Origin of the sequence: Nocardiopsis salina YIM 90010 (genome assembly GCF_000341025.1) — a bacterium.
Lineage (GTDB): Bacteria > Actinomycetota > Actinomycetes > Streptosporangiales > Streptosporangiaceae > Nocardiopsis > Nocardiopsis salina.
This window is the reverse complement of sequence record NZ_ANBF01000182.1, coordinates 35,988-48,255: the sequence shown is the minus strand read 5'-3', so window position 1 is coordinate 48,255 and position 12,268 is coordinate 35,988. Positions and strand designations below refer to the sequence as shown.

The window sequence follows — 12,268 nt, the reverse complement described above, 5'->3', positions numbered from 1 at the left end:
CCGGGCCCGCCGCTACCGGGTGACCTGGCGCGAGGAGACCGGGCGGCCCTCGACGATGCAGCAGCAGATGCCGGCCTGGCTCGCTGCCGAGAGTGCCGAGGCCTCCGGGGCCGTGCTCGCTCGCGCGGGCCTGCAGCTTCCGGGACTCAACCCTGCACAGGCCATGCTGCTGGACCTGGAGGAGATCCGATGAGCACCGGCACGAGCCCCGACCCCGACCTGCAGTCCTTCGCTCCCTCCGCCGGCGCCCGGCCCCCGCGCGCCCGGCTGGAGTCCGACGCCCCGGCCCTGGACCTGGACGGCACGTGGCGGTTCCGGTACTGGCACGAGGTGCCGGACGACCACGACGGGTTCGCCGATCCGGGCCTGGACGACTCGGGGTGGGACGAGCTGCCGGTGCCCTCCCACTGGCAGCTGCACGGGTACGGAGCGCCCGCCTACACCAACGTGCACTACCCCTTCCCCCTGGATCCGCCGTTCGTGCCCGACGAGAACCCGACCGGCGAGTACCGGCGCACGTTCGAGCTGCCCGCCGACTGGCCCGACGGCGCGGCGGTGCTGCGCTTCGACGGGGCGGACTCCTTCGTGCGGGTCTGGCTCAACGGCACCGAGCTGGGTTTTTCCACCGGCAGCCGCCTGGTCGCGGAGTTCGACGCCGGCCACCTGCTGCGGCCGGGGCGCAACGTGCTGGCGGTGCGGGTGCACCAGTGGTCGGCCGGGTCCTACCTGGAGGACCAGGACATGTGGTGGCTGTCGGGGCTCTTCCGTGGCGTCACCCTGCAGCACCGCCCCGCCGAATGCATCGAGGACCTCACCGTCGTCGCCGGTTACGACCACACCACCGGCACCGGAACGCTGCGCGTGGACACCCCCGGTTCCGCGCCGGTCCGTATCGACCTTCCGGAGCTGGGGCTGCACGGGGCGGCCACCGGGACCGTGCACGAGGTCGGCCCGGTCGAGCCCTGGAGCGCCGAGTCGCCCCGCCTGTACACCGCCGAGGCGGTCTCCGCGGGTGAGCGGGTGCGGTTGCGGATCGGCTTCCGCGCCGTCGCCGTCGAGGACGGTGTGCTCATGGCCAACGGCCGCCCCCTGCTGTTGCGGGGCGTCAACCGGCACGAGTGGCACCCCGACCACGGGCGCGCGGTGCCGCCGGAGACCATGCGCGCGGACGTGCTGGCGATGAAACGGCACAACGTCGACGCAGTGCGCACCAGCCACTACCCGCCCCACCCGTACTTCCTGGGCCTGTGCGACGAGCTCGGGTTGTGGGTGGTCGACGAGTGCGATCTGGAGACCCACGGGTTCGAGGCCGTGGACTGGCGGGCCAACCCCTCCGGCGACCCCCGGTGGCGTGAGGCCTACCTGGACCGGATCCGGCGCACGGTGGCGCGCGACCGCAACCACCCGTCGGTGGTGATGTGGTCGCTGGGCAACGAGGCCGGGCGCGGGCAGAACCTGCGGGCGATGGCCGACTGGGTGCACGAACACGACCCGACCCGGCCGGTGCACTACGAGGGCGACCGGGACAGTTCCTACGTGGACGTGTACTCGCGCATGTACGCGCCCCACGCCGAGGTCGAGGAGATCGGCAGGGGCGAGGAACCGGCGACCGACGACCCGTCGGCCGACGCCCACCGGCGCGGGTTGCCGTTCGTGTTGTGCGAGTACGCGCACGCGATGGGCGCGGGGCCGGGCGGGCTGGCCGAGTACCAGCGGTTGTTCGAGCGGTACCCGCGCCTGGCCGGCGGGTTCGTGTGGGAGTGGTTCGACCACGGGATCCGCCGCCGGGAGGCCGACGGCACCGAGTGGTTCGCCTACGGGGGCGACTTCGGTGAGGTGCTGCACGACGGCAACTTCGTCGCCGACGGGTTGGTGCTGCCCGGCCGCACCCCGAGTCCCGGGCTCGCGGCGCTGGCCGCGACCTTCGCGCCGGTGCGGGTCGAGGTCGATGCCGCGGCCGGGGTGGTGCGATTGGAGAACCTGCGGGCGTTCGCCGACACCGGCGACCTGGCCGTGCGCTGGGAGGCGGCCGAGGAGGGCGTGGTGCTGGAGCGCGGCACGCTCCCGGCCCCGGTGCTCGCGCCGGGGGAACGCTCCGACGTGGACCTGCCCGAGGTGCGCGGGGCTGCGGCCGGCCAGGTGTGGATGACGGTCTCGGTACGCCTGGCCCGCGACCTGCCCTGGGCCGCAGAGGGGCACGAGGTCGCGTGGGGTCAGGGGCTCCTGACCGAGGCAGAACCGGGGCCGGAACCGGCGGCGCACCACCCGGTCACCGAGGGCGGGCGTGTGCGCCTGGGGCCCGGAGGCTTCGACGCCCGCACCGGGCGGTTGCTGAAGGTGGCCGGGCTCGAGGCCGGCAGCGCCCGGCTGGGGGTGTGGCGTGCGCCCACCGACAACGACGAGGGCAACCACGGGGTCCCGGTGGCGCCGTTCTGGAGGGCGGTGGGCCTGGACCGGATGGTCGAGCGCCGCCGTTCCGTCCAGGCCGGCCACGAGAGCCTGCACGTGCGCACCCGCTTGGCGCCGGCCGCGCGCGACCTGGGGCTGGAGGTCTCCTACCGCTGGAGCGCGGCCGGTTCAACGCTGTGGCTGGATCTGGAGGCCCGCGCGGTGGGGGAGTGGCCGTGCCCGTTGCCGCGCGTGGGCCTGGACCTGGTGCTGCCCGGCGGCCTGGACACGGTGGAGTGGTTCGGGCTCGGTCCGGGTGAGGCGTTCCGGGACATGGATCAGGGGGTGCGGGTCGGGCGTTTCACCGAGACCGTGGCGGGACTGCAGACCCCCTACTTGCGGCCGCAGGAGAACGGGCTCCGGCTCGGGACCCGGTGGGTGGAACTGCGCGGTGCCGACGGTGCGGGGTTGCGGATCCGGGACGGTGCAGGGACCGGACCGGGGTTCGCGTTCACCGCACGCCGATGGGACGAGCACGCGCTGGACGCCGCCCGCCACCCGCACGAGCTGGCCGCCGAGGACCTGCTGCATCTGCGCTTGGACGCCGAACACCACGGCACCGGGTCGGCCTCCTGTGGCCCGGGGGTGCTGGGTGAACACCAGCTCACGCCGGGGACCCACCGCCTGCGGGTGGGTTTCTCGAGCCTGCCGGGCTGACCCCGGCCCCGGGCTGACGCGTGGGTGGGGCCCCGGGGGAGTGAGGTGGTCACCCCGGGGCCCCGCCGACCGGCCGGATCGCTGACAGCCGGCCCGCCCTGGGTCACCAACTGGACTTGGTGACCCCGGGCAGCTCTCCGCGGTGGGCCATCTCGCGGAACCGGATCCGGGAGAGGCCGAACTTGCGCAGGTGCGCACGCGGGCGCCCGTCGACGGCGTCGCGGTTGCGCACACGGGTGGCGCTGGCGTCGCGGGGCTGGCGGTTCAGCTCGGCCACGGCCGCGGCGCGTTCCTCGGGCGCGGTCTCGGGGTTCTTGATGGTGCGTTTGAGTTCTGCCCGGCGCTGCGCGTAGTGGGCGACTGTGCGTTTGCGCTGTTCGTTGCGGGCGATCTTGCTCTTCTTGGCCATCAGACCTTCTCCCCTCGGGCTCGGATTTCGGCGACGACCCGCTCGATGCCGCGGGCGTCGATGGTCTTCATGCCTTTGGTGCTCACCCGGAGCTTGACGTGGCGGTCCTCGGTGGGCAGCCAGTAGCGCTTGGTCTGGATGTTCGGGTTGAACCGGCGGCGGGTGCGCCGGTTCGAGTGGGAGACGTTGTTGCCGAACGCCGGTTTCTTACCGGTGACCTGGCAGACGCGGGACACGGGGAATCTCCAATTCGTTGAGCGGCCGGTCGGGCTGGTCGTGGTCAGTTCTGCTTGGTGGAGGACGGATAGGGCAGTAGCGCCATCTCGCGGGCGTTCTTGACCGCGGCGGCGATGAGGCGCTGCTGGCGGGCGGTGACGCGGGTGACGCGGCGACTGCGGATCTTGCCCTTCTCGGAGATGAACTTCCTGAGCAGGGCGGTGTCCTTGTAGTCGACGTGGTCGGCCTCGCCCAGCGGGTTGGCGAGGGTGCGCTTGCGGGCGGGTTTGGTGCGGCGTCGGTCGGCGGCCAAGGGTCAGCTCTCCGTGAAGGTCGCGAAGGGGTCGTTGTTGAAGTCCTGGCCGGTCTCGTCGTCGGTGACCAGGCAGGAGTCGAGGAGTTCCACCAGGGCGAGGGCGTCCATGCCCACTCCGGTGAAGGCGAGATGCTGGCGGCGGTCGCCGTGCACGGGGTTCCAGTCGCGATGGGCGGCGTCGCGGCGGCCGGAGGCGACCAGGTCCATGGCGGCCTCGGGGAGCGCGTCCAGCCAGGGCCCGCCGTTCTCGACCATGAGCAGGTCCTGGTGGGACTCCCAGAGCATGAGGTTGTCCGGCTTGCTGGCGAGCCAGAAGCGCCCGCGGCCGCGCAGGGTGCGGGAGGCCAGCTCCTCCAGGGCCTCGGCCAAGCGTTCGGGGTGCAGGGGCCTGTCGCGGTCCCAGACCACCGTGCTGACCCCGTGCTCGTCGGCGTGGCCGGTGTAGCGGGCCCAGGCGGGGTTGAGCCGGGCGTGGGCGGCCTCGGTGTCGAACTCGGCGCCGAACCATCCCTCGGCGGCCTCGGCGGTGGGTGCGGCTTCGGCGGCGGGGTTGAGCTGAGTGAGCAGGGAGCGGGCGTGGGGCGTGGGCTCGCCGCGCAGGGCGATGCGGCCGGGATACTCGAGCTGGCGGGTCAGGACCTCGGTGACGGTGCGGTGGTCGTCCTGGGCGATGTCCAGGCCGCGGTCGGAGAGTTCGTCGTGGGTGCCCAGGTCGGCGGTCAGGCGGGAGGCGTCCACGGCGGTGATCACGGCGGTGAGGCGGAGTTCGTCCTGTGCGGCGATCGACTCGGCGATGAGCTGGGGTTCGACGCTGTTCCATGCCTCGACCACGCACAGGTCGTGGCGGCCTGTGGCCGCGGTGCGCAGGAGGAAGGGGATCAGGTCCTCGCGCAGGGTGCAGGAGGCGCAGGCGTGGTCCAGGTGGACGGGGTCGCGTTGCTGGTTGCCGCCGGTGTCCTGGGTGAGGCGGTGGACGGTGCCCTGCCCGATGTGGGCGAGGTCGTGGTGGACGGCGAGGGTCCGGGGCCGCGACGACAACAGGGCCTGCACGGTCTCGTGCCGTGCGAGCCCGTGCAGACCGGTGACGAGGGCGATGCGCATGGCGCGCTCCTTCCCGAGGGAGAGACCCCTCCAGAAATGAAAATGAAAACCGTTTTCTAAGTCTAACCATGCCGACCCCGTGCTCGGAACACCGCCCCGGTGTGAGGTGCGTGCGCACGGACAGGGCCGCTCACGAGCGCCTACGGGTTCGCAGTGCTGGTCTGCCGCATCGCGTTCGAACAGCTGCGCCGGGGCGGGCCCCTGCTCGCCGAGGCCGCCGCCTTCGCCGTCACCGTCCTCGCCCTGAAACGGTGCTCCCAGGCGCGGGCTGAGAGACGTTCGACAGCGGCACCGTCCCGGCACGGGTGAACTACCGCCGACCGACCGTGACCCCGGTCGGCGGTGGGGACACCGTCAAGCCTCAGCGCCCGCCCCCTGCGCCGCCGGGGGCGCGCCGGAGCCCCGCGCGGACCGGCCGTAGGTCAGTCGGCGCAACAGCGTCTCGGCCGGACCGCGCACGCCGGCCCGGTCCATCGCCGAGGCCGCGGCCACGGTCGCCGACCACGTCGCCACCGCCAACAGCATCGCCGACCAGCTCGACAGGGACGTCCCCAGACCCAGACCCCACGCGGCCAGCAGCGGTGGGAGGACCAGCGACTGCGCCAGGTAGCCGCTCAGCGACCGCCGGCCCAGGGCCACCACCGCCCGCACAGGGAAGGCGTCCCGGCGGCCGCGCACCGAGATCAGGTGGGCGATCAGGCCGAACAGAGCGGCGTAACCGACACCCGCGAAAATGCCCGTGTAGAAATGCAGCCCGTTGACCAGCGCCACGGTCCGGGGGCCGAACACACCCAGGTGCTGCAGGGCCAGGCCCGCCCCGACCGCCCACCCGGCGGCGATACCCCACACCGCGACCCGGCGCAGCAGCGGCAGGTGGCGGTAGGGCTCCTCCAACACCCGGTGCCGCGCGGCCAGCAGACCGATGAGGAAGGCCGTGGGCAGGGCCAAAGTCAGCACCCCCTGCGTCGTGGTGAGGAACCAGGCCGGAACGCGGAACAGCGCCGAGAGCAGGTAGTCCGGCTCTGCGATGCTCAACCGCTGCAGCGTCTCGGCGCCGGGGGCCGAAGCGGCCGGGTCGGCCGGCGCGAGACGGGCCATGAGCGCCGATGCCGCGACCGACAGCGCGCCCACACCCAGCAGCACCCCCGTCCAGATACGCAGCGTGCGGTCACGGCGGCCGAAGAACAGAGGAACCATGAGCAGCGCCATGAGCCCGTAGGCGCCCAGGATGTCGCCCTGCCACAGCAGCACCCCGTGCACGGCGCCGAACACCAACATCCACAGGTGGCGGCGCCGCAGGTACCGGCGCGCCTGCTCCGGGGAGGTGCCGCGCTCCACCTGACGGGCGTACATCTGCCCGATGCCGTAGGCGAACAGGAAGGCGAACATCGTGTGGGTGCGCGCGTCCACCACGATCAGGGTCAGGGCCTGGGCGACCCGGTCGGCGACCGAACCCCCGTCCGGATGCAGCATCATGCCCACGGGCACGTCGTAGATGAACCAGGGAACGTGCGCCAGAGCGATGAGCAGCAACATCATGCCGCGAGCGAGGTCGGGGGCGAGTACGCGTTCGGTCACCGGTGTGGCGCGCACCGGGGCTTGTACGGCTTGTTCGGAGATCATGCGGAAAGCCTCGCCCGCACCGCCCCCGCGGGGCAGTGCGGCCGTGTCACCGGATCCCTGTGACACGTGTGTGCTCCCACCCGTGACGTGGTGTCACTGGTGGGCACGGGCGCCGCCGAGGAGACTGGGGCGGTGCGAACAACAGGGGAGGGGCGTGCATGACGTCCGAACTGACCGACGAGGCGCAGGGGCGGCTGCGCAGACTCAACCTGGACATCGTCTTCGCGTCCGTCTCGGCCGTCGGGGCGCTGCTGGTGGCCACCGACGCCGACGGCTGGCCGGATGCGCTGCTCATGGGAGCCGGTCTGGCTGTGACCCTGATCGTGCTCGACCGGTGGCGGGCCGGCCGTTTCGCCTCCGTCGCCGTGCCGGGGCTCGTGCTGACCGCGGCCGTGTGGGCGGCGGGGGTGTTGGTCTTCGGCGCCGCTACCAGCGTCTTCGGGTTCGCGACCGTGGCCTCCCTGACCGTGTTCGAACACCCGCGCCGGCGCCGGGCCGCCCTCACCGCGATCGCCGTGTTCGCGGTGGCCGTCCTGGCGCTGCGGCCGGTGCTGCAGAGCGGCGAGGGCCTCGGGGCAACGGCCCTGTTCGTGTTCGTGTCCGCCTGTGTGGCCGCCGGCGGCGTGGGCCTGATCGTCCTGGGTCAGGCGGTGCAGGAGCTCGTCGCGGAGCTGGACCGGGCCCGCAGACGCGAGGCCGAGGTGGCGGTCATGCGCGAGCGGGTGCGCTTCGCCGGCGACCTGCACGACATCCAGGGCCACACGCTGCACGTGGTCAAGCTCAAGGTTGCCCTGGCCCGCAAGCTCCTGCACAGCGACCTGCGAGGCGTCGAACACGAACTCGACGAGGTGCACACCCTGGTCGGCGACACCATCACCGAGACCAGGGAGCTCGCCCACGCCCAGCGCCGCCTCAACCTGACCGCGGAACTGGAGAACGCCAAGAACCTGCTCGAGGCCGCCGGCATCGCGGTGCACGCCGAACGCGGGGCCGAGCCCGCCCCCGGCACCGACGCGCTGCTCGGCCAGGTCCTGCGGGAGACCACCACCAACATTCTGCGTCACAGCGAGGCCGCCCGGGTCTGGATCACCCTCGACGGCGGCGACCTCGCCGTGGCCAACGACGGCGCGCACACCGATGGGCCGCCCGCGATCAGCGGGCTCGCGCGCCTGCGCGAGCGCCTGGCCGAGCACGGGGGAACACTGGCGGTGGAACAGGACGGAACCCGGTTCCACACCGCTGCTTCACTGCCCCGCCCCGAAGCCGCCCCCGCCGCAAGGAAGGACGAGCGATGACCACCGTGGTCCTGGCCGACGACGAGGCCCTCCTGCGTTCCGCACTGGCCTCGCTGCTGCCCCTGGAAGGCGACGTCACGGTGCTCGCCGAGGCCGAGGAGGGCGACGGGGCCGTGCGTGCCGCGCTCGAACACCACCCCGACGTGCTGGTCATCGACCTGGAGATGCCCGGGACCGACGGACTGGCCGCGCTCGCCAGGTTGCGCCGCGAACGGCCCGACCAGGTGGTGCTCATGCTCACTCGCCACGCCCGGCCCGGGGTGCTGCGCCGGGCCCTGGAACTGGGCGTGCAGGGGTTCGTCAGCAAGTCCGCCGACCCCTCCCACATCGCCTCGGTCATCGCGGCCCTGCACGAGGGGCGGCGGTGGATCGACCCGGACGTGTCCGCGCTCGCCATCATCGACGACTGCCCGCTCACCGACCGCGAGCTCGACGTGCTGCGCGAGACCGGGCACGGATATTCGGTCGCAGAGATCGCCGCCCGCCTGCACCTGGCCGAGGGCACCGTGCGCAACTACCTGTCCAACGCCATGGGCAAGACCCAGAGCCGCAGCCGGCACGAAGCCGCCCGCCACGCCCGCGAACACGACTGGCTTTGAACCCCGACCGGGATCTTGTTACCGGAGCCACATTCGGCGCAAACCGGCTCTGGTAACAAGCTCCCCGCGGTGTCAGACCGGTCCGCCACCCGAGACGGAGGGGATCACGTCCCTGCCGTAGGACTCGATGACCCCGTCGACGTCGTCGTGCATCGCATACACCGCGAACTGGTCCGCCCCGGCCGCACGCAGACGTTCCAGCTTGGCCACGTGCTCCTCGGGCGTGCCGATCAGGCAGAACCGGTCCACGATCGAGTCGGGCACGAATTCGGTGTCGGGGTTGTCCACCCGCCCGTGGTGGCTGTAGTCGTAGCCCTGGCGCGCCCGGATGTAGTCGGTCAGCTCCTGGGGCACCGCGTCGGAGGAGTCGCCGTAGCGCTCCACCAGGTCGGCGACGTGGTTGCCGACCATCCCCCCGAACCAGCGGCACTGCTCGCGCGCGTGGTCTCCGGCCTGCCGGGAGCCGTCGGTGACATAGGCCGGAGCGGCCACGCAGATGCGCACCTCGTCGGGGTCGCGCCCCTCCGAGACGGCCGCCGCCCGTACTGCCCGGACCATCCACTCGGTCAGGTACGGGTCGGCCAGCTGCAGGATGAACCCGTCGGCCCGCCGCCCCACCAGGTCCAGGGCCTTGGGGCCGTAAGCGCCCATCCACACGGGCAGCTGCCCCTCACGCACCCACGGCAGGTGCATGGCAGTACCCTCGACGTCGGCCTCCCGGCCCTCGGCGAGGTCCTTGATCGCCGCCATCGCCGCACCCAACCGCGCGAGCGTGGCCGGCTTGCGCCCCGCCACCCGCATCGCCGAGTCGCCCCGGCCGATGCCGCACACCGTCCGGTTGCCGAACATGTCGTTGAGGGTGGCGAACAGCGAAGCCGTGACCTCCCAGCTGCGCGTGCTGGGGTTGGTCACCATCGGCCCCACACGCAGGCGCCGGGTGCGTTCCAGGATGCGGCTGTAGATGACGAAGGGTTCCTGCCACAGCACCACCGAGTCGAAGGTCCACCCGTGGGTGAACCCCTGCCGCTCGGCGGCCACCATGCGCTCCACCAGGGTGTCGGCGGGAGGGTCGGTCTGCAGGACGAGTCCGATGTCCACGTGCGGCCTCCTCAGACCAGGTACTGACAGGTGGACCTGGGCACGAACCGGCCGTGTCCGGCCTCGCCCAGGTAGGTGTCGTCGTCGATCACCACACGGCCGCGCGAGAGCACCGTGCGCGCCTTGCCGGTCACGCCGATGCCCTCGTAGGCGGAGTAGTCCACGTTCATGTGGTGGGTCTCGGCGGAGATCGTGTGCCGGGCCGAGGGGTCGTAGACCACCAGGTCGGCGTCGGCGCCCGGGGTGATCGTGCCCTTCTTCGGGTACAGGCCGAACATGCGCGATGGGGTGGCGCAGGCGATCTCGATCCACCGCCGCCGGTTGATGCGCCCCTCCACCACCGCCTGGTGCAGCAGGTCCATGCGGTTCTCCACCCCCGGCATGCCGTTGGGGATCTTGGAGAAGTCGCCCTTGCCGAGGTCCTTCTGCCCGGTGAAGCAGAACGGGCAGTGGTCGGTGGAGACCACGGACAGGTCGTTGGTGCGCAGCGCCCGCCACAGGTGTTCCTGGTGCTCCTTGGGGCGCAGCGGGGTCGAGCACACGTACTTGGCGCCGCCGAAGTCCGGCTCGGCCAGGTTCTCGACGTCCAGGAACAGGTACTGCGGGCAGGTCTCGCCGAACACGTTCAGCCCCTTGCCACGGGCGCGCGCGAGCTCCTCCACCGCCTCCTGCGCGGACACGTGCACCACGTACAGCGGGGAACCCGCCACCCGGGCGAGCTGGATGGCCCGGTGGGTGGCCTCCGACTCCAACAACGCCTTGCGCACCTCACCGTGGTAGCGCGGGTCGGTGCGCCCCTCGGCCAGCGCCTGCTCGACCAGCACGTCGATGGCGATGCCGTTCTCGGCGTGCATCATCGTCAGCGCCCCGTTGGAGGCACCGCGCTGCATGGCCCGCAGGATCTGCCCGTCGTCGCTGTAGAACACACCCGGGTAGGCCATGAACAGCTTGAAGGAGGTGATGCCCTCGTCGACGAGCGTGTCCATCTCCTTCAGGGAGGACTCGTTGACGTCGGACAGGATCGAGTGGAAGGAGTAGTCGACGGCGCAGTTGCCGTCGGCCTTGCCCATCCACGTCTCCACCCCGGACCGGACCGGCTCGCCCGGGCGCTGGATGGCGAAGTCGACGATGGTGGTGGTCCCGCCCCAGGCGGCGGCGCGGGTCCCGGTCTCGAAGGTGTCGGAGGCGTAGGTGCCGCCGAACGGCATCTCCATGTGCGTGTGGGGGTCCACGCCGCCCGGGACGACGTAGTGTCCGGTCGCGTCGATGGTCCTGGCGCCGCTGCGGGCCCATGCCTGTGCATCGTCGCTGCCGCGCAGGGCGAGAGCAACGACCTTCTCGTCCTCGACGAGGACGTCTGCCTCGGTCTCCTCGGCCGCGGTCACGACCAGTCCGCCGGTGATGAGGGTGCGTGTCATGGGGAGCTCCTAGCCTTCGACGAGGGGGTTGTAGGCGTCCGGGCGGCGGTCGCGGTAGAAGGCCCACTGCTGCCTGACCTCGTCGACCATGCCGAGGTCGAGGTCGCGCACGACCAGCTCGGGGGAGGTGTCGGAGGCGACTTCCCCCACGAACCGGCCGCGCGGGTCCACGAAATAGCTGGTCCCGTAGAAGTCGTTGTCGCCGTACTCCTCCACACCCACACGGTTGATGGCGGCGATGTAGTAGGCGTTGGCCACCGCGGCGGCGGGCTGTTCGAGTTTCCACAGGTAGGAGGAGAGGCCGCGGTGGGTCGCCGAGGGGTTGTAGACCAGCTGGGCGCCGGCCAGCCCCAGGGCCCTCCATCCCTCCGGGAAGTGGCGGTCGTAGCAGATGTAGACGCCGATGCGCCCGACCGCAGTGTCGAAGACCGGCCAGCCCAGGTTCCCGGGGCGGAAGTAGAACTTCTCCCAGAACCCTTTGACCTGCGGAATGTGGTGTTTGCGGTACTTGCCGAGGTAGGTTCCGTCGGCGTCGATCACCGCGGCGGTGTTGTAGTAGAAGCCGGGGCCCTCGACCTCGAAGACCGGAAGCACCATGACCATGTCCAGCTCACGGGCCAGGGCGGAAAAGCGGGTGACGGTGGGGCCGTCCGGAACCGGTTCGGACCACTTGTGGTGTTCGGGGTCCTGGACCTGGCAGAAATACGGGGCGTTGAACACTTCCTGGAAGCCGATGACCCGGGCTCCCTGCGCGGCTGCGTCCCGCGCGTATTCTTCGTGGGCCGCGAGCACGGATTCGGTGTCGCCGGTCCATTCGGTCTGGACGAGTGCTGCACGGACGTTGTGCGGCATGCTTGCCTCGTTCCTCGGAAGAGTGCCGCCGGGTGGGCGGCTCAGAACGCTGGGTGAGTAGGCGGTGCGCGTGTCGCCGAACTGTAGGGAACGGTGGGCGGAGGGTCAATGCCCGACATCCGCGCGGGGTTGTCGCGGCGGCGTTTCCGATCCACGTGAATGGGCCTGCTCGGTGCCCGGTGTCCCGTTCAGCGGAGCTCGGGTTCGGGGGAGCCGACAGGTTTTGACACCGAATG

At 71.6% G+C, this 12,268-nt stretch carries 13 protein-coding genes (1 of these 13 running past the window's edge); 5 read left to right on the top strand and 8 right to left on the bottom strand.

Going from position 1 to position 12,268, the window contains the following annotated elements:
* The 3 genes in view from D474_RS29530 to D474_RS0121075 are tightly spaced (each overlapping or abutting the next) and all read left to right on the top strand, a layout consistent with a single transcriptional unit that may run on beyond the window.
* Nucleotides 1–23, top strand: the final stretch of a protein-coding gene (locus tag D474_RS29530) for an alpha-galactosidase (protein ID WP_017615479.1). It extends 1,927 nt beyond the left edge of the window; the window shows 23 of its 1,950 coding nt (coding positions 1,928–1,950); the start codon falls outside the window, past its left edge; the stop codon is at nucleotides 21–23.
* Nucleotides 20–193: a hypothetical protein gene (locus tag D474_RS34340; protein ID WP_017615478.1), complete on the top strand. Its 174-nt coding sequence runs from the start codon at nucleotides 20–22 to the stop codon at nucleotides 191–193. The genes D474_RS29530 and D474_RS34340 overlap by 4 nt, the downstream gene beginning before the upstream one ends.
* The gene (locus D474_RS0121075) at nucleotides 190–3,105 is read left to right on the top strand and encodes a glycoside hydrolase family 2 TIM barrel-domain containing protein (RefSeq protein WP_017615477.1); all 2,916 of its coding nucleotides are present in this window, start codon (nucleotides 190–192) and stop codon (nucleotides 3,103–3,105) included. The genes D474_RS34340 and D474_RS0121075 overlap by 4 nt, the downstream gene beginning before the upstream one ends.
* Nucleotides 3,106–3,208: 103 nt before the next feature.
* Here D474_RS0121075 and rpsN read toward each other — a convergent pair whose 3' ends face one another.
* The 5 genes from rpsN to D474_RS0121045 form a co-directional block, all read right to left on the bottom strand.
* Nucleotides 3,209–3,514 carry a 30S ribosomal protein S14 gene (gene rpsN, locus D474_RS0121070; RefSeq protein WP_017615476.1) on the bottom strand — a complete coding sequence of 102 codons (306 nt, stop codon included), beginning with the start codon at nucleotides 3,512–3,514 and terminating at the stop codon, nucleotides 3,209–3,211.
* The gene (gene rpmB, locus D474_RS0121065; protein ID WP_017615475.1) at nucleotides 3,514–3,750 is read right to left on the bottom strand and encodes a 50S ribosomal protein L28; all 237 of its coding nucleotides are present in this window, start codon (nucleotides 3,748–3,750) and stop codon (nucleotides 3,514–3,516) included. Before rpmB ends, rpsN begins: the two co-directional genes overlap by 1 nt.
* A 44-nt stretch (nucleotides 3,751–3,794) precedes the next feature.
* Nucleotides 3,795–4,043, bottom strand: coding sequence for a 30S ribosomal protein S18 (rpsR, locus tag D474_RS0121060; protein WP_017615474.1), 249 nt, complete (start codon nucleotides 4,041–4,043; stop codon nucleotides 3,795–3,797).
* 3 nt (nucleotides 4,044–4,046) lie between these two features.
* The gene (locus D474_RS0121055; protein ID WP_017615473.1) at nucleotides 4,047–5,147 is read right to left on the bottom strand and encodes a CobW family GTP-binding protein; all 1,101 of its coding nucleotides are present in this window, start codon (nucleotides 5,145–5,147) and stop codon (nucleotides 4,047–4,049) included.
* 354 nt (nucleotides 5,148–5,501) lie between these two features.
* The gene (locus D474_RS0121045) at nucleotides 5,502–6,770 is read right to left on the bottom strand and encodes a DUF418 domain-containing protein (RefSeq protein ID WP_040704122.1); all 1,269 of its coding nucleotides are present in this window, start codon (nucleotides 6,768–6,770) and stop codon (nucleotides 5,502–5,504) included.
* A 158-nt stretch (nucleotides 6,771–6,928) separates the two neighbouring features.
* On the opposite strand from D474_RS0121045, the gene D474_RS0121040 reads away from it, so the two are divergent.
* Both D474_RS0121040 and D474_RS0121035 read left to right on the top strand, forming a co-directional pair.
* Nucleotides 6,929–8,065: a sensor histidine kinase gene (locus D474_RS0121040; RefSeq protein WP_017615470.1), complete on the top strand. Its 1,137-nt coding sequence runs from the start codon at nucleotides 6,929–6,931 to the stop codon at nucleotides 8,063–8,065.
* A complete protein-coding gene (locus tag D474_RS0121035) occupies nucleotides 8,062–8,664 on the top strand; it encodes a response regulator transcription factor (RefSeq protein WP_017615469.1) in 603 nt (200 codons plus the stop codon). Before D474_RS0121040 ends, D474_RS0121035 begins: the two co-directional genes overlap by 4 nt.
* Nucleotides 8,665–8,736: 72 nt before the next feature.
* Here the strand turns inward: D474_RS0121035 and D474_RS0121030 are convergent, their stop codons facing one another.
* Genes D474_RS0121030 through D474_RS0121020 form a run of 3 tightly spaced genes read right to left on the bottom strand, consistent with a single transcriptional unit; the run spans nucleotide 8,737 to nucleotide 12,032 of the window.
* Nucleotides 8,737–9,762 carry a TIGR03842 family LLM class F420-dependent oxidoreductase gene (locus D474_RS0121030; protein WP_017615468.1) on the bottom strand — a complete coding sequence of 342 codons (1,026 nt, stop codon included), beginning with the start codon at nucleotides 9,760–9,762 and terminating at the stop codon, nucleotides 8,737–8,739.
* Between the two features lie 11 nt (nucleotides 9,763–9,773).
* The gene (hydA, locus tag D474_RS0121025; RefSeq protein WP_017615467.1) at nucleotides 9,774–11,180 is read right to left on the bottom strand and encodes a dihydropyrimidinase; all 1,407 of its coding nucleotides are present in this window, start codon (nucleotides 11,178–11,180) and stop codon (nucleotides 9,774–9,776) included.
* Nucleotides 11,181–11,189: 9 nt separating this feature from the next.
* Nucleotides 11,190–12,032, bottom strand: coding sequence for a nitrilase-related carbon-nitrogen hydrolase (locus D474_RS0121020; protein WP_017615466.1), 843 nt, complete (start codon nucleotides 12,030–12,032; stop codon nucleotides 11,190–11,192).
* Nucleotides 12,033–12,268 lie beyond the last annotated feature (236 nt).